The 15,708-nt window shown below is 70.2% G+C and carries 16 protein-coding genes; 3 read left to right on the plus strand and 13 right to left on the minus strand.

The genetic code is table 11. The features are described 5' to 3' along the window. Positions 1–17: 17 nt before the first annotated feature. The 13 genes from rpsH to WG923_RS20045 form a co-directional block, all read right to left on the minus strand. Positions 18–413, minus strand: coding sequence for a 30S ribosomal protein S8 (rpsH, locus tag WG923_RS19985; protein WP_340352747.1), 396 nt, complete (start codon positions 411–413; stop codon positions 18–20). Between the two features lie 21 nt (positions 414–434). Continuing rightward, the gene (gene rpsN, locus WG923_RS19990) at positions 435–740 is read right to left on the minus strand and encodes a 30S ribosomal protein S14 (RefSeq protein WP_340352748.1); all 306 of its coding nucleotides are present in this window, start codon (positions 738–740) and stop codon (positions 435–437) included. A gap of 10 nt (positions 741–750) precedes the next feature. Further along, a complete protein-coding gene (gene rplE, locus WG923_RS19995) occupies positions 751–1,293 on the minus strand; it encodes a 50S ribosomal protein L5 (protein WP_340352749.1) in 543 nt (180 codons plus the stop codon). Positions 1,294–1,295: 2 nt separating this feature from the next. Next, complete coding sequence (gene rplX, locus WG923_RS20000; protein ID WP_340352750.1) at positions 1,296–1,610, minus strand: 50S ribosomal protein L24; 315 nt, start codon at positions 1,608–1,610, stop codon at positions 1,296–1,298. Positions 1,611–1,619: 9 nt separating this feature from the next. Then, the gene (gene rplN / locus WG923_RS20005) at positions 1,620–1,988 is read right to left on the minus strand and encodes a 50S ribosomal protein L14 (RefSeq protein WP_193675928.1); all 369 of its coding nucleotides are present in this window, start codon (positions 1,986–1,988) and stop codon (positions 1,620–1,622) included. A gap of 470 nt (positions 1,989–2,458) precedes the next feature. Further along, complete coding sequence (locus tag WG923_RS20010) at positions 2,459–4,045, minus strand: glycerol-3-phosphate dehydrogenase/oxidase (protein WP_340352751.1); 1,587 nt, start codon at positions 4,043–4,045, stop codon at positions 2,459–2,461. 8 nt (positions 4,046–4,053) lie between these two features. Continuing rightward, positions 4,054–5,571, minus strand: coding sequence for a glycerol kinase GlpK (glpK, locus tag WG923_RS20015; protein ID WP_340352752.1), 1,518 nt, complete (start codon positions 5,569–5,571; stop codon positions 4,054–4,056). 6 nt (positions 5,572–5,577) lie between these two features. Then, positions 5,578–6,435 carry a formylglycine-generating enzyme family protein gene (locus WG923_RS20020; RefSeq protein ID WP_340352753.1) on the minus strand — a complete coding sequence of 286 codons (858 nt, stop codon included), beginning with the start codon at positions 6,433–6,435 and terminating at the stop codon, positions 5,578–5,580. Positions 6,436–6,521: 86 nt separating this feature from the next. Then, on the minus strand, positions 6,522–8,141 hold the full coding sequence (locus WG923_RS20025; RefSeq protein ID WP_340352754.1) for an arylsulfatase: 1,620 nt from the start codon (positions 8,139–8,141) through the stop codon (positions 6,522–6,524). Between the two features lie 24 nt (positions 8,142–8,165). Further along, positions 8,166–9,218 (minus strand): ABC transporter ATP-binding protein, encoded by a 1,053-nt coding sequence (locus WG923_RS20030; protein ID WP_340352755.1) that lies wholly within the window; start codon positions 9,216–9,218, stop codon positions 8,166–8,168. Further along, a complete protein-coding gene (locus WG923_RS20035) occupies positions 9,215–10,054 on the minus strand; it encodes a carbohydrate ABC transporter permease (protein WP_340352756.1) in 840 nt (279 codons plus the stop codon). Before WG923_RS20035 ends, WG923_RS20030 begins: the two co-directional genes overlap by 4 nt. Continuing rightward, positions 10,054–10,956, minus strand: coding sequence for a carbohydrate ABC transporter permease (locus tag WG923_RS20040; RefSeq protein WP_340352757.1), 903 nt, complete (start codon positions 10,954–10,956; stop codon positions 10,054–10,056). The genes WG923_RS20035 and WG923_RS20040 overlap by 1 nt, the downstream gene beginning before the upstream one ends. 13 nt (positions 10,957–10,969) lie before the next feature. Continuing rightward, positions 10,970–12,388: an ABC transporter substrate-binding protein gene (locus WG923_RS20045; RefSeq protein WP_340352758.1), complete on the minus strand. Its 1,419-nt coding sequence runs from the start codon at positions 12,386–12,388 to the stop codon at positions 10,970–10,972. A 198-nt stretch (positions 12,389–12,586) separates the two neighbouring features. Here WG923_RS20045 and WG923_RS20050 point away from each other — a divergent pair, with 198 nt between their 5' ends. From WG923_RS20050 to proC, 3 genes are read left to right on the plus strand one after another with little or no spacing between them, the layout of a single operon-like run. Further along, a complete protein-coding gene (locus tag WG923_RS20050; RefSeq protein WP_340352759.1) occupies positions 12,587–13,633 on the plus strand; it encodes a LacI family DNA-binding transcriptional regulator in 1,047 nt (348 codons plus the stop codon). A gap of 29 nt (positions 13,634–13,662) precedes the next feature. After that, the gene (locus WG923_RS20055; protein WP_340352760.1) at positions 13,663–14,820 is read left to right on the plus strand and encodes an esterase-like activity of phytase family protein; all 1,158 of its coding nucleotides are present in this window, start codon (positions 13,663–13,665) and stop codon (positions 14,818–14,820) included. After that, positions 14,817–15,635: a pyrroline-5-carboxylate reductase gene (proC, locus tag WG923_RS20060; RefSeq protein ID WP_340352761.1), complete on the plus strand. Its 819-nt coding sequence runs from the start codon at positions 14,817–14,819 to the stop codon at positions 15,633–15,635. Before WG923_RS20055 ends, proC begins: the two co-directional genes overlap by 4 nt. Positions 15,636–15,708: the final 73 nt, after the last annotated feature.

Consider the following 15,708-nt stretch of genomic DNA (forward strand, 5'->3'; position numbering starts at 1 on the left):
TTGTCAGTTTCCTCCGGTCAGGCGACGTAGCACAGCACTTCGCCACCGACACCGGTCGCGCGCGCCTTGCGGTCCGTCATCACGCCCTTGGGGGTGGTGACGATGGCGACGCCCAGGCCGTTCATGACCTGGGGGATCGCGTCGCGGCCCTTGTACACGCGCAGGCCGGGACGGCTCACGCGCTCGATGCGTTCGATCACGGGACGGCCGGCGTAGTACTTCAGGGCGATCTCGAGTTCGCTCTTGCCGCCTTCGGTCTTCACCTGGAAGCCGTCGATGTAACCCTCGTCCTTCAGCACCTGGGCGATGGCCACCTTCACCTTGGAAGAGGGCACCGACACCGTCGCCTTGGAGACCATCTGCGCGTTACGGATACGCGTCAGCAGGTCGGAGATGGGATCACTCATGCTCATATCTGAATCTCCTGCCCGCGCTTACCAGCTGGCCTTGACGATGCCGGGGATGTCCCCGGAGAAGGCCAGCTCGCGGATCTTGTGACGCGCGATGCCGAACTGGCGGAAGGTGCCGCGCGAGCGGCCGGTCAGCTCGCAGCGATTGCGCTGGCGGGTGGGGTTCGCGTTGCGGGGGAGCTTCTGCAGGGCGTGGCGGGCGGCCATGCGCTCTTCGTCGCTCTTCTTCGCATCGTTGGAGATGGTCTTGAGCTCTTCGTACTTCTTCGCGTACTGGGCGACCAGCTTGTCACGCTTCAGTTCACGCTGGATCAAAGCAGTTTTTGCCACAGTGCACCTATCAGGACTTGAACGGGAAACGGAAGCCGGCCAGCAGTGCCTTGCACTCTTCGTCCGTCTTCGCCGTGGTGGTGATCGAGATGTTCAGGCCGCGGATGGCGTCGACCTTGTCGTACTCGATTTCCGGGAAAATGATCTGTTCCTTGACGCCGATGTTGTAGTTGCCGCGGCCGTCGAAGGCGCGGGAGCTGACACCACGGAAGTCGCGCACGCGCGGCAGGGCCACGGTGATGAAACGATCCAGGAATTCGTACATGCGCTGGCCGCGCAGCGTGACCATCGTGCCGATGGCCTGCTGTTCGCGGATCTTGAAGCCGGCGATGGCCTTCTTGGCCTTGGTCACCACGGGCTTCTGGCCGGCGATCTTGGTCAGGTCGCCGACGGCGTTGTCCATGACCTTCTTGTCGGCCACGGCCTCGCTCACGCCCATGTTCAGCGTGATCTTGGTGATGCGCGGCACTTGCATCGGCGACTTGTAGCCGAACTTCTCGGTCAGCTCGGGGGCGACCTTGGTGCGGTAGTGATCTTGCAGACGTGCGGGCATGGTCAGGCCTTGATTTCTTCGCCGGAAGACTTGAAGACGCGCTTGCGCGAATCGCCGTCCGTCTTGATGCCGACGCGGTCGGCCTTGCCGGTGGCGGCGTTGTAGATCGCCACGTTGGAGATGTGGATCGGCATGGACTTCTCCACGATGCCGCCGGTCGTCCCCTTCAGCGGGTTCGGCTTGGTGTGCTTCTTCACCAGGTTGATGCCTTCGACGACGACGTGCTCGTCGTCCTTGCGCAGCACCACCGTGCCGCGCTTGCCCTTGTCGCGGCCGGTCAGCACGATGACCTGGTCACCCTTGCGGATCTTGTTCATGGCGGTTCCTTACAGGACTTCCGGGGCCAGGGACACGATCTTCATGAACTTCTCGGTGCGCAGTTCGCGCGTGACCGGGCCGAAGATGCGGGTGCCGATGGGCTCCAGCTTGTTGTTGAGCAGCACGGCGGCGTTGCCGTCGAACTTGATGAGGGAGCCGTCGCCGCGGCGGATGCCCTTGGCGGTGCGGACGACCACGGCGCTGTAGATCTCGCCCTTCTTGACGCGACCCCGCGGAGCGGCTTCCTTGATGCTCACCTTGATGACGTCGCCGACGGACGCGTAGCGACGCTTGGAACCGCCCAGCACCTTGATGCAAAGAACGGACTTCGCGCCGGTGTTGTCGGCGACTTCGAGCCGAGATTCAGTCTGGATCATTTCAGTTATTCCCAACTTGACCCGAACAATCCCTGACAGAACTATTTCCGGCAGGGCATCGGGGCAGTCTTGGGCCCGTCGTCTCCGAAGGACCCCCACAGCCGCTGGCGGCTGTTGCTGACGGGCCCGTCAGTTCCGAGTGGGCGACGTCGCTTCCGAGGAAAGCGACATGGACATGCCAACCCGCCTCCTAAAAGGCGAGCCCGCGATTATGGCAGATGGGCGGGGATTGTCAACTGGGTCCTACAAACCCGCGCCAGGGGGCACCTCGCGCAGGCTGCGAACTCGCAGGCTGGCACTGGTGCGAACGTAGGCTGGCGCTGGAGCGAAGCGAAAGCCCAGCGATAGCGCGAAGCGCTGGGCTGGCCCAGGCTTCGCCTCGGACTACGCGCTGCCTTGCAGCGCTCGGACGCGCTGGCGCGGCTCAGCGCCAGCCTACGGGGCCAGCCCCCGGGAAGCCCCCTGGGATATCACGCCCCCCGCATATAAGACCCCGCCAGCTCCCGGAACCCCTCCACCTGCGGATCCACCCCAGTCTCCTCGCGCAGCAGCGCCCCCACCTCCTGCGCCAGCTCCCCCGCCATCCTCGCATCCAGGAACAGCAGCCGGAACCGCCGCGCCAGCACGTCTTCGACCGTCCGGGCATATTCATGCCGCGCGGCGAAGCGCACCATGGCTTCGGTCAGGCCGCCCCCCAGGTCGCGCGGGCCGGCGGCCAGCGCTTCGACCTGCGCCGCCTCGGATCCATACAGATGCAGCCCCGGCGCCGCGCTCAAGGGCGTCGCCACCGCCCCCGCGTCCGGCGCCCCGACCAGCGGCAAGCTGGCGGTCACTCCGGAGGCAGCCCGCGGCAGCAAATGGGCGTCGAAGCATTTTTCCAGCACGTCCTCCGCCATCGCGCGGTAGGTCGTCCATTTGCCGCCGGTCACCGTGACCAGGCCGGAGCGGCTCACCAGCACCGTGTGCTCGCGGCTGAGCGCCTTGGTCGGCTCGTCGCCATTGCCCACCGGCTTGACCAGCGGCCGCAGCCCGACCCAGACGCTGCGGATGTCCTGCGTGCCCGGGGCCTTGACGAGGTAGCGCCCGGCCTCGCCGAGGATGAAATCGAGCTCGTGGCCGAGCGGCCGCGGCTCGCGGGGCAGGTCGTCGCGCGGCGTGTCGGTGGTCCCCAGGATCAGCTTGCCCAGCCAGGGCACGGCGAACAGCACGCGGCCGTCGGCCGTCCTGGGCACGATCAGCGCGTGCTGGCCGGGCAGGAACGCGTGGTCCACCACCACGTGCACGCCCTGGCTCGGCGCCACCATCGGCCGCACCGGCCGGCCGATCGCCTTGGCATCCTCCTGGCGCAGGGCGTCGACCCACACGCCCGCCGCATTCACGATGCACTTCGCGTGCACCTCGAACTCGCGTCCGGTCTCGGCGTCGCGCGCGACCAGGCCGGTCAGCCGGCCCTGCGCATGCAGCAGGCGCGTGACGCCACAGTAATTGAGCACCAGCGCACCCTGCGCCGCGGCGGTGCGGGCCAGCGCCAGCGCCAGCCGGGCATCGTCGAACTGGCCGTCCCAGTAGCGGATCCCGCCCTTGAGGCCTTCGGTGCGGGCCGTCGGCAGCGCGGCCAGGGTCTTGCCGCGGGAGAGGAACTCGGTGCGGCCCAGCCCCGCCACGCCCGCCAGCGCGTCGTACGCCACCAGCCCGGCGCCGTAGAACGGCAGTTCCCACAGCTTGTACGTGGGCAGCACGAAAGGCAGCGGCTGCGCCAGGTGCGGTGCGTTGCGCAGCAGGGTGGTGCGTTCGTGCAGGGCCTCGCGCACCAGCCCGATGTCGCCCTGCGCCAGGTAGCGCACGCCGCCGTGCACCAGCTTGGTCGCGCGCGACGACGTGCCCTTGGCGAAATCGTGCGATTCGAGCAGCACCACGTTCAGCCCGCGCGAGGCCGCGTCGAGCGCCACGCCGAGCCCGGTGGCGCCACCGCCCACCACCGCCAGGTCCCAGGTGCCTCCCTGCGTCAGCCGTTCCAGCAGTTCTTCGCGCCGCGTCGGGGCCGCGGGCGGTGCCATGCCTGGGGTCAAGACTGCGCCCACCCCTTGGCGCGTTCCACCGCCTGGCGCCAGCGCGCCAGCTTGGCGACGCGCTGCGGCTCGCCCAGGCGCGGCTCGAAACGGCGATCGGCCTGCCACTGCGCGGCGATCTCGTCGCCACCGCTCCAGAAGCCGGTGGCCAGGCCCGCCAGGTAGGCGGCGCCGAGCGCGGTCGTCTCCGTCACCTGCGGCCGCACCACCGGCACGCCGAGGAAGTCGGCCTGCATCTGCATCAGCAGGTTGTTGCGGCAAGCGCCGCCGTCCACGCGCAGTTCGGTGAGCGGGATGCGGGCGTCGCGCGTCATGGCGCCGAACACGTCGGCCGACTGCAGCGCGATCGCCTCCAGCGCGGCCCGGGCGATGTGCGCCCGCGTCGTGCCGCGCGTCAGGCCCACCAGCGCGCCGCGGGCATAGCCGTCCCAGTCCGGCGTGCCGAGGCCGGCGAAGGCAGGCACGAGGTACACGTCGCCGGTGTCATCGACCTGCGCGGCGAGCGACTCGACCTCCTCGGCCGACTGGATGATCTGCAGGCCGTCGCGCAGCCACTGCACGGTGGCTCCGGCCATGAAGACACTGCCCTCCAGGCAATACGCGGTGCGGTGCCGGCCCCCACCCTGCCCCTCCTCGGCAGGCCCTTGCCAGCCCACGGTTGTCAGCAGCCGGTTGCGGCTGGCCACCGGCTGCGCGCCGGTGTTCATCAGCATGAAGCAGCCGGTGCCGTAGGTGTTCTTGGCCATCCCGGGGGCGAAGCAGGCCTGGCCGAAGGTGGCGGCCTGCTGGTCGCCGGCGATGCCCGCGATCGGCAGCGCGGCGCCGAACAGCGAGGACTCGGTCTCGGCCAGCACCCCGCTGGAAGGCAGCACGTCCGGCAGCACGGCGCGCGGCACGCGCAGCACGCGCAGCAGCTCGTCGTCCCAGTCCTGCGTGTGCAGGTTGAACAGCATCGTGCGCGAGGCGTTACTGGCATCGGTGGCGTGCACGCGGCCGCCGGTGAGGTTCCACACCAGCCAGCTGTCGATGGTGCCGAAGGCCAGTTCGCCGGCCTCCGCGCGCTCGCGCGCGCCGGGCACGTGATCGAGCAGCCATTCGAGCTTGGTGCCGGAGAAGTAGGCGTCGATCACCAGCCCGGTCTTGCGCTGGATGTGCGCCGCGGCCCGGGTGTTGCCGCGCAGCTCGTCGCAACGCGGGGCCGTGCGCCGGTCCTGCCAGACGATCGCATTGGCCACCGGCTGGCCGGTCGCGCGGTCCCACAGCACCGTGGTCTCGCGCTGGTTGGTGATGCCGATCGCGGCGATTTCGGCGGCGCCGCCGACCTGCTGCAGCGCCTCCAGCGCCACGGCGTGCTGCGTGGCCCAGATCTCGCGGGCGTCGTGCTCCACCCAGCCGGGTTGCGGAAAGCGCTGGGCGAACTCGCGCTGGGCCTGCGCCACTACCCGGCCCTGCCGGTCGAAGACGATCGCGCGCGAGCTGGTCGTGCCCTGGTCCAGGGCCAGGATGTGATTCATGGGGCGTTACTGTAGTGCAGCGGCCGCGGCCGGCGCCGCGACGCGAAAACCCAGGTTGCTGGCGCTGCTCTCCGGGCTGTTGGAGCCGCGCGCGGCCACGCGGTAGCGATTGCAGTAGGACTCGTGACAGAGAAACGAGCCCCCGCGCAGCGAGCGGCGGCCGGTGGCGCGTTCCTGCAGCGGATCACGGACCGCCGTCGTGCGGTGGTAGGTGGGGCTGAACCAGTCGGCGCACCACTCCCAGGCGTTGCCCGCCATGTTATGGAGGCCGTAACCATTGGGCGTGAAGGCATCGGCCGGCACCGTGCCGGGCGCCCAGCCGGGGGCGGGTTGCGCGGGGAAGTGGCCCTGCCAGGTGTTGCAGCAGCGCTCGCCCCCGGGCTCGAATGCGTCCCCCCAGGGATAGCGCTGCTGCGCCAGCCCGCCGCGCGCCGCGTACTCCCACTCGGCCTCGGTGGGCAGGCGCAGGCCGGCCCAGGCGCAGTAGGCGGCCGCGTCGTTCCAGGAGATGTGCACCACCGGATGGTCCATCCGGTCCGCGATGCCGGAGCCAGCGCCGGCCGGACGCTGCCAGCAGGCGCCTTCGACCTGCAGCCACCAGGGCAGCTCGCGCGAGACCTGGCGGATGGCAGCACGCCGCTGCACCTCGACCTGCAGGTAGAACACGAAGGAGGACCCCGCCGCCTCGGCGTCGGTGATGTAGCGGGTGGCGCGCACGAAGGCGCGGAACTGCGCGTTGGTGACGGCCGTGGGGGCGATGCGGAAGGGGCTCACCTCCACCTCGCGGGCCGGGCCCTCGCCGTCCTCGGCGAAGCCTTCGCAGGCATCGGTGCCCATGACGAAACGCCCGCCCGGCAGCGCCACGAGCTCAATCTGCGGCCGCGCGCCACTGGCGGCAGGCAGCGGCGCGGGCGCCGCGGCCTCCGCACTCGCGGGGACGCAACAGGACTTCACTCGTCTTCCCAGAACGCCTTGGTCACGCCCTGGCTGCGCATCAGCGCGACGACCTTCTCGCGCGGCAGCACGCCGCAGCGCTGTGCCCACGCCTCGTAGGCCAGCTTCATCGCGGCCACGCGGTCCGGGTAGCGCGCCGCCAGGTCCTGCGTCTCGGTGCGGTCGGCCTCCATGTCGTACAGCTCCCAGTCCTTCGGGTATTCGCGCACCAGCTTCCACTTGCCGTCGCGCATCGCGCCGTTGCCTTCGTGCTCCCAGAACATGGGCGGCCGCGCGCCGGCGTCGGCGGCGAAGGACTGCTTGAGCGAATGGCCTTCCAGCGGCAGGATGCTGCGGCCATCGAGCTGCGCCGGATAAGGCGTGCCGGTGACGTCGAGGATGGTGGCCATGATGTCCGGCAGGTAGCCGGGCGTGTGGCGGATCTCGCCGCGCTGGGCGATGCCGTTGGGCCAGTGCAGGATCAGCGGGGTGGAGATGCCGCCCTCGTGCGTCCAGTGCTTGTACAGGCGGAACGGCGTGTTCGACAGGTTGGCCCAGGCCTGGCCGTAGCTCTGGTACGTGTCCTCGGGGCCGGGCGCGATGTGGGGGTCGTTGCCGAAGCGCACCACGGCGCCGTCGCGCGTGTGCGAGCGGGCGATCATCAGCTTGTTCACCAGCTCGTCGACCGTCACGTTCTCCGGGATGTCCTCGGCGCAGGCGCCGTTGTCGGACAGGAAGATCACCAGCGTGTCCTCCAGCTGGCCCGTCTCCTCCAGCGCGCGCAGGATGCGGCCGATGCCCTGGTCCATGCGGTCGATCTGCGCCGCGTACACCTCCATGCAGTTGGCCAGCCACGCGCGGTCCTCGGCGTCGGTCCACGCCGGCTGGCGGGGGTCGCGGCCGGTGAGCTTCCATTGCGCGTCGAGGATGCCGGAGTCGACCAGCCGCGCCAGGCGCTGCTCGCGCAGGCGGTCCCAGCCGGCGTCGAAGCGGCCCTTGTACTTCGCGATGTCCTCCGGATGCGCGTGCAGCGGCCAGTGCGGCGCGGTGTAGGCCACGTACTGGAAGAAGGGCTGGTCGGCGTGGCCGGCCCTGTGCTCGCGCAGCATGCGCACGGCCTCGTCGCTGATCGCGTCGGTGTAGAAGAAGCCCGGTGCGCGCGCCTCGTGCTCCGCGTTCTCGTTGCCGCGCGTGAGCGTATTGGGGTCGTAGAAGCTGCCGGCGCCGATGATGGTGCCGTAGAACTGGTCGAAGCCGCGCTGCATCGGCCACGAGTCGGTGGGCTGCGTCAGGTTGCTCGAGACGTGCCACTTGCCGCTCAGGTAGCTGCGGTAGCCGGCCGGCTTGAGCGCCTCGGCGATGGTGGCGCAGCGCTGGTTCAGGTTGCCCGCGTAGCCTTCGGGGCCCGAGTCGTAGGTGAGGATGCCGATGCCGGTCTGGTGCGGATGCAGGCCGGTGAGCAGCGAGGCGCGCGAGGGGCTGCAGCGCGCCGTGTTGTAGAACTGCGAGAAGCGCAGGCCGTGCGCGGCCAGGCGGTCCAGGTTGGGCGTCTCCACCTCGCCGCCGTAGCAGCCGATGTCGGAGTAGCCCATGTCGTCGTTCAGGATCAGCAGGATGTTGGGTCGCTTCTTCTGCATGGCAGGTCCTTCTTCTTGCAGGATTCAGTTGAGGCGCGCCCCGCTGGCGCGGTCGAACAGGTGGGCGGCCGGGGAGGGGAAGCTCAGGTGCGTGGTGTCGCCCTCGCGCACCGTGGCCGCGCCGTCGGCCTTCATGCGCAGGCGCTGCTCGCCGGCCTTGAGGTCCACGATGCAGTAGTCGCCCATCTCCTCGATGTATTCGACGCGGGCCGCCGTGCCGTCGCCGCCGGAGCGCAGTTCGCCCGGGCGCACGCCCAGCACGACCTCGCGCGGCGTCGGCGTGCTGGCACCCACCGGGTGCGCGACGCCGTCGACCACCACGGTGTTGGCCAGCCACGTGGCCGGCAGCAGGTTCATCGGCGGGGTGCCGATGAAGCCGGCCACCGCCACCTGGGCCGGGCGGCTGTAGATCTCGCGCGGCGTCGCCACCTGCACGATGCGCCCGTCCATGAACACCGCCACGCGGTCGGCCAGCGTCATGGCCTCTTCCTGGTCGTGGGTGACGTAGACGGTGGTGACGCCCAGCGCCCGCTGCAGTTGCTTCAACTCCAGCCGCGTCTCCAGCCGCAGCTTGGCGTCGAGGTTGGACAGCGGCTCGTCCAGCAGGAACAGCTTGGGCTGGCGCACGATCGCGCGGGCCAGCGCCACGCGCTGCTGCTGGCCGCCGGAGAGCTGGCCCGGCCGGCGCTGCAGCAGGTGGCCGATGCTCACGCGCGCCGCCGCATCCGCCACCGCCTTGGCGACCGCCTCCTTGGGCATGCCCACCATGCGCAGCGGAAAGCCGATGTTCTCGGCCACCGTCATGTGCGGATAGAGCGCATAGCTCTGGAACACCATGGCGACGTCGCGTTCGCCGGGTTCGGCGCCCGTCACGTCCACGTCGTCGATGAACACCTTGCCGCCGCTCACCGCCTCCAGCCCCGCGAGGATGCGCAGGGTGGTCGTCTTGCCCGAGCCGGAGGGCCCGAGCAGCACGAAGAACTCGCCGGCGCGGATCTCCAGGTCCACCCCGTGCAGCACGGTCGTCTCGCCGTGCTTCTTGACCACGCCCTGCAGGCGCACGCTTCCCTGGCTCATCGCCGGCCTCCTCCCTTGACGGCCCCCACCGTGAGTCCCTTGACGATGTGGCGCTGCGCCAGCAGGCCCACCAGGATCACCGGCGCCATCGCCACCATCGCCCCGGCGGCCAGCCGCGCCCACTGCGTCTGCTCCACCGAGATGAAATTGAACATCGCGACCGTGACCGGCCGCACCTTGTTGCCGCCCAGCACCACGGCGAACATGAACTCGTTCCACGCATTGAGGAACACGAACACGGTCGTGACGGCGATGCCGCCGCGCACCTGCGGGAGGATCACGTACCAGAGGGTGCGCAGCCGCCCGGCGCGATCGAGCAGCGCCGCCTCTTCCATCTCGTAGGGGATGTCCTCGAAGTAGGACACCAGCAGCCAGATCGCGAAGGGCAGCGAGAAGGTCAGGTAGATCAGGACCAGCCCGCTGTAGGTGTCGAGGCCGCCGACCTTCTGCAGCACCAGGTAGTAGGGGATCACCAGGCCCACCGGCGGCAGCATCTGCGTGGCCAGCACGTAGAAGCCGCTGGCGCGCTTGCCCGGATAGCGCAGGCGCGCCAGCGCGTAGGCCGCGGGCACGGCGAACAGCAGGGTGAGCGCGGTGGCGCTGGCGCTCACCACCAGGCTGGACCACAGGTTGGGCAGGATGGAAGCCGGCCCCCACAGCACGTCGCGGTAGTTCGCCAGCGTCGGCGCGAACACCACGAGCGGCGGATAGGCCAGCACGTCGCGCTCGGTCTTGAAGGACGTGAGCAGGGCCCACAGCACGGGGAAGGCCCACACCGACACCAGCAGGCCGGCGATCGTGAACAGCGCCACGCGGCGCGGCAGTCGCGGATTCATCAGTGCGCCTTCCTGCGCCGGAACAGCAGCCAGGACACCGCCAGCGTGATCGCCAGCAGCACCATCGCGAGCGCCGAGCCGTAGCCGATGTTCAATTCGGTGAACGAGGTGCGGTAGGCGTACAGGTTGAGGATCTCGGTGGACGTGCCGGGGCCGCCGCCGGTGGCCGCGAAGATGGCGGCGAAGGCCGACAGCGCCGTCATCGTGCGCAGGATCACCACCATCACCACCGCGGGGCGGATCAGCGGCAGCGTGATGTGCCAGAAGCGCTGCCAGGGCCCGGCGCGATCCAGGCGCGCGGCCTCGTACACGTCCGGCGGCAGCGTGGCCAGCGTGGCCAGCAGCACCAGGAAGGCGAACGGCGTCCACTGCCAGGTGTGGATGGCGATCACCGACACCAGCGCCAGCTGCGGGTCGCCCAGCCAGTTGTGGCTGCCCAGGCCCAGCGCGCGGGTGACGAGGTCGACCAGGCCCACGTCGGGCGCGAGCACCAGGGTGCGCCAGAACAGGCCCACCACGACCGGGGCCAGCACGATCGGCAGGATCGCCGCCACCCGCAGCAGGCCCTGCCCGCGCGGGATCTGCAGCACCAGCAGCGCCAGCGACAGGCCGACCACCACCTGCAGGATCACCGTGGAGGCGGTGTAGACCGCGGTGAGCGCCAGCGAATTCCAGAACCGCGGATCGGCGCCCATCTTGGTGTAGTTCTCCAGGCCGGCGAAGCCGGAGACCCAGGGCATGCTCAGGTCCAGCTTCTGCAGGCTGTTCCAGGCCAGGAACACCAGGGGCGCGGTGGTGGTGAGGAGCAGCAGCAGGAACGCGGGCGCGAACAGGGCGAGCGCGAAGCGCCGCTCCTGTTGCTCCAGGGTCCCCGCGGCCCTCGCCGGCGGGGCGAAGTTCATCGGATCGGGGGTGTCAGGCCTTCATGATCTGGGCGATGCGCGCCTGCGCCTCGTCCAGGGCTTCCTTGGGCTTCTTCTGGCCGACCAGCGCCGACTGGATCGCCGTGGCCATGGTCTCGCCCACCGCCGGCCACTGCGGCACGCGCGGGCGCCATTCGACGTCGGTGTCGTGCTCCAGGGATTCGAGCGCCGCCTCGATGAAGTGGTCGCCGGCACCCTTCATGGCGGCTGCGAACTCCGGCGCTTTCCACAGCGAGGTGCGGTTCAGGCCGGAGCGCTTGGCCGGGCCGTCGAACTTCCACGAGGTGCGCGCCTGCGTCTCGGCGGAGGCCGCCCAGGAGATGAACAGCCAGGTGGCCTTCTTCTGCTTTTCGCTCAGGGCGGCGTTGATCGGGAAGCCCCAGTTCCAGATCGAGGTGACGCGCTTGCCCGACGGGCCCTTGGGCCAGCGGGCGTAGCCCACCTTGCCGACCACCTTGGATTTCTCGGGGTTGGTGATCACGGCGGCGGAGGAGTGCGCGTCCAGGTAGCAGGCCACGGTGCCTTGCGAGAACGCATCGGCGATGTCGGGCCAGTTCCAGTTGCGCACCGCCGGCGGCGCGTACTGCGACAGCGCGCCCACGTACCACTCCAGCGCGCGCACGGCCTCGGGGCTGTTGACGGTGACCGCCTTGTTGTGGAACCAGTCGCCGCCGAAGCCGCGGAACAGCGACGGGTAGATGTACATGTTCTGGCCGGCGCCGGAGAAGCCGCGCAGGGCCAGGCCGTACATGCGGTTGCCGGGGTCGTTCAGGGCCTTGGCGTTGGCCAGCAGCTGCTCGTACGTCTCGGCCGGCTTGAGGCCCTTGGCGTCGTACAGGTCCTTGCGGTAGACCTGCACCGTCACCTCGCCGTCGTAGGGGATGCCGTAGGGCTTGCCGCCCACCGAGTCGGCCTCGCGCCAGGCGCGCAGGATGTCGTTGTAGTTGAACCAGGCCGGGTCGGTGAGCGAGGCGTCGTTCAGGTACTTGTCCAGCGGGTCGACCCACTTGTTGGCGACGTACAGGGGGTAGTACATCGGGTCGGCCGCGTGGGTCGCGTAGGTCGCCGTCTTCGACGACAGGTCCAGCATCGCCTTCTGCCGGATCTGGCCCGGCGGCACCTTCTCGGCGCGCACCTTCACGCCGGTCAGCGCCTCGAACTGCGGCAGCAGCGCCAGCAGGTTGTCGAAGTAGCTGGCCGGGATCACGGCCACGGAGATGGACTCGCCCTCGGCCTGCTTCCAGTTGATCTTCGCGCGCTGGTAGGGCGCGAGGTCGGCCGGCCCCTGCGCCAGCGCGTCGGCCGCCCAGCCCGTGCCCATGCCGGCGGCGCCGAGCGCGGCGGCCTGGCCGATGAAGCGGCGGCGGGTGGCCGGCAGGGTGCCGGCAGCGCCGGTGGATTCTTCCTTCATTGCCTGTCTCCTGTTCTTTGATCGCCGTCAATGCAATCGTTTACATCGGATGGCAGTCTATCCGGGTCGCTCCCGCGCGGACTCAGGGATTTCCCTCTGGAGCGAGCTTGTTCAAGGGGCATTGGTTGGGTATACAGTGCGCCCCAGCGGCGCCGCTTCGGCACCCTTCTTGCAATCGTTTTCACAAGGGACCGAGGTATGAACAGGCCGGGATCCGGCAACGGCGCCGCGCCACCCAAGGCGCGCTCCGACGCCAAGGACGTGGCGCAGCTCGCGGGCGTCTCCACGGCCACGGTCTCGCGCGTGCTGAACTCGCCCGACCGGGTGGACCCGGCGACCCGGGAGAAGGTGCTGGACGCCGCCCGCAAGCTGCGCTACGTGCCCCACGGCGCGGCGCGCACGCTGCGCAGCCATCGCAGCAAGATGGTCGGCGCCATCGTGCCCTCCTTCGACTACGCGCTCTACGCGCGCACCACCAGCGCCTTGCAGCAGCGCCTCGGAGAGCGCGGCTACGCCCTGGTGCTGGCCGAACACCACTACGACCTCGCGAGCGAGACGCGCATCGCGGGCCAGCTGATCGAGCACGGCGTCGATGCCTTCGTGCTGGTGGGCCTGGACCACGAGCAGGCCCTGTTCACGCTGCTGGAAGACTACGGCCGCCCCTTCGTGCTGACCTGGGGCGTCGATCCGCTGCAGCGCCATCCCAGCGTGGGCTTCGACAACCGCGCCGCGACCTACCAGGCCGCGCGGCACCTGATCGCGCTGGGGCATACGCGCATCGGGCTGCTCAGCGCGCCGCTGGCCGGCAATGATCGCTCCCGCGCCCGCGGAGAAGGCCTGCGCGCGGCGCTGGCCGAGGCCGGCCTGTCGCTGGACCAGCGCCACATCGCCTACGCCCCGATCTCGCTGCCGGCGGCGGAAGCGGCGATGGCGCAACTGCTGGCGTTGCCGGACCGGCCGACGGCCATCGTCGCCACCAACGACGTGTTCGCGGTCGGTGCCATGGTGGCCTGCCGCAAGGCGGGCGTGCGGGTACCGCAGGACCTGTCGATCACGGGCGTGGACAACACCGACCTCGGCGCCACGCAGACGCCGGGCCTGACCAGCGTGGCGACACCGATCACCGAGCTCGGGCGCGCCGCGGCCGACCAGCTCGTGGCCCGCCTCGAGGGCCAGCCCTTCGAGGCCTTCCAGGACTATCCGGTGCAGCTGGTGTGCCGCGGCAGCACCGCGCCTCCGGGCTGAGCCGGCGCGCGCCAGTAGACTGCGCGCCCATGCATCCCATTGCGCCTCCCGTTTTCCTCACGCGCCGCGCGCTGCTGCGCGGCACCGCCGCGGCCTGCGCGCTCGCTGCCACCGGCTGCGTCACGCGCAGGGTGCCGACCGCGCCGCAAGGCGCATCGCAGCTGCGTCTTCTCGGCGAGAAGATCCTGCCGCACGGCCTGCAGGTGCAGGGCACCACGGTGGGCGGCCTCTCGGGGCTGGACCACGATCCAGCCACGGGCCTGTGGGTGGCGCTGAGCGACGACCGCTCCGAGCGGCAGCCGGCGCGCTGCTACACCTTGCGCGTGGACGTGCGCACCGACCGCCTCGATGTCGACGTGCTCGAGGCCATCACGCTGCGCCAGGCCGCCGGCACCCCGTTCCCCAGGCGCCAGGCCGGCGGCGAGGTGGTGGATCCCGAAGCCATCCGGCTGCTGCCCGGGCGGGGCGGGTTCCTGTGGACCAGCGAGGGCGACTACCCCGCCAACCAGTCCCCGACGCTGAAGCAGGCGCGGCTGGATGGCAGCCACGTGCGCGACTTCGAAGTGCCCGCCGCCCTGCAGTTCGCGCAACGCCCCGGCACCGGCCCGCGCGCCAACCTCACCTTCGAAGGCCTCGCGCTCACGCCGGACGCCCGCACGGCCTGGGTCGGCATGGAGGCCGCGCTGCAGCAGGACGGGCCGGAGCCCGGCGTCGGCCGCCCGGGCGGCCCGTGCCGCTTCACCGCCTTCGACGTCGCCAGCGGCCGCGCCGTGCGCCAGGTGGCCTACCTGCCCGATGCCATCCCGCAGGCGCCGGTTCTTCCCGGCGCCGCCGACAACGGCGTGAGCGAGATCCTGATGATCGACGCGAGCCGCATGCTGGTGCTGGAACGCGCGTTCATGGCCGGAGTGGGCCTGTCGCTGCGCATTTACGAGATCGACATCCGGGACGGCAGCGACACGCTCGCCCTGCCGCGGCTGGAGCCCGGCAACCACCGGCCCTGCCCCAAGCGCTTCGTGGCCGACTTCGCGCAACTGGGCCTCTCGCGCCTGGACAACACCGAGGGCATGTGCTGGGGCCCGCGCCTGCCCGGTGGCCGGCGCACACTCGTCGTGGTGAGCGACGACAATTTCAGGTCGCAGCAGGTCACGCAGTTCGCGGCCTTCGAATACCTGGGACAGGAATGATGGACACCACTCGCATCGCATTCATCGGCGGCGGCAACATGGCCAGCGCCATCATCGGCGGGCTGCTCCGGCAGGGGCTCGCCCCGGCGCAGGTGGCCGTCGTGGAACCGTTCGACGGGCAGCGCGCGCGCTTGCAGCAGCAGTTCGGCGTCCCCGCGCAAGAGCATGCCGGCCCTGCGTTGGCCGACTGCGGCCTCGTCGTCTGGGCCGTGAAGCCGCAGACCTTCAAGGAGGCCGCCGCGCAGGCGAAGGCGCACGTGTCGCAGGCGCTGCACCTGAGCGTCGCGGCGGGCATCCGCTCGGACAGCATCGCGGCCTGGCTGGGGACGCAGCGCATCGTGCGTTCCATGCCCAACACCCCGGCGCTGGTGGGCAAGGGCATGACGGCCTTGTTCGCGCGCGCGGGGGTGACGCCAGCGGAGAAGGCCCGCGTCGAGCAGGTGATCGCGACCACCGGGGAGTACCTCTGGGTCGATGCAGAGAAGCAACTCGATGCGGTGACGGCGCTGTCGGGGTCGGGGCCGGCCTACGTGTTCTATTTCCTCGAGGCGATGACGCAGGCGGGGGCGGAGATGGGGCTGGGCGAGGAGCAGGCGCGCCGGCTCGCGGTAGGCACGTTCGCGGGCGCTTCCGAACTCGCCCGCGCTTCGCAGGAGCCGCTGCAGGTGCTGCGGGAGCGGGTCACGTCGAAAGGCGGAACGACCTATGCGGCGCTGACTTCGATGGAGAACGACCAGGTGAAGGCGGAATTCGTGAAGGCGCTGCACGCGGCGTGCAGGCGGGCGGAAGAACTGGGCGACGAATTCGGCAAATAGGCATGGCTCCTCCCCCCTCTGGGGGGAGGTTGGGAGGGGGGCGCTCCGGGCGCTGGTGCAAGAACGAAGCACC

The organism is Ramlibacter sp. AN1133 (assembly GCF_037890035.1).
Taxonomy (GTDB): Bacteria; Pseudomonadota; Gammaproteobacteria; order Burkholderiales; family Burkholderiaceae_C; genus Ramlibacter.

Coding starts and splice junctions, on each gene's coding strand:
- WG923_RS20045 (WP_340352758.1), bottom strand. CDS start 12,388: ATGAAGGAAGAATCCACCGGCGCTGCCGGCACCCTGCCGGCCACCCGC.
- glpK (WP_340352752.1), bottom strand. CDS start 5,571: ATGAATCACATCCTGGCCCTGGACCAGGGCACGACCAGCTCGCGCGCG.
- WG923_RS20030 (WP_340352755.1), bottom strand. CDS start 9,218: ATGAGCCAGGGAAGCGTGCGCCTGCAGGGCGTGGTCAAGAAGCACGGC.
- WG923_RS20040 (WP_340352757.1), bottom strand. CDS start 10,956: ATGAACTTCGCCCCGCCGGCGAGGGCCGCGGGGACCCTGGAGCAACAG.
- rplN (WP_193675928.1), bottom strand. CDS start 1,988: ATGATCCAGACTGAATCTCGGCTCGAAGTCGCCGACAACACCGGCGCG.
- proC (WP_340352761.1), top strand. CDS start 14,817: ATGATGGACACCACTCGCATCGCATTCATCGGCGGCGGCAACATGGCC.
- WG923_RS20050 (WP_340352759.1), top strand. CDS start 12,587: ATGAACAGGCCGGGATCCGGCAACGGCGCCGCGCCACCCAAGGCGCGC.
- WG923_RS20035 (WP_340352756.1), bottom strand. CDS start 10,054: ATGAATCCGCGACTGCCGCGCCGCGTGGCGCTGTTCACGATCGCCGGC.
- rplX (WP_340352750.1), bottom strand. CDS start 1,610: ATGAACAAGATCCGCAAGGGTGACCAGGTCATCGTGCTGACCGGCCGC.
- WG923_RS20010 (WP_340352751.1), bottom strand. CDS start 4,045: ATGGCACCGCCCGCGGCCCCGACGCGGCGCGAAGAACTGCTGGAACGG.
- rplE (WP_340352749.1), bottom strand. CDS start 1,293: ATGCCCGCACGTCTGCAAGATCACTACCGCACCAAGGTCGCCCCCGAG.
- WG923_RS20055 (WP_340352760.1), top strand. CDS start 13,663: ATGCATCCCATTGCGCCTCCCGTTTTCCTCACGCGCCGCGCGCTGCTG.
- rpsH (WP_340352747.1), bottom strand. CDS start 413: ATGAGCATGAGTGATCCCATCTCCGACCTGCTGACGCGTATCCGTAAC.
- WG923_RS20025 (WP_340352754.1), bottom strand. CDS start 8,141: ATGCAGAAGAAGCGACCCAACATCCTGCTGATCCTGAACGACGACATG.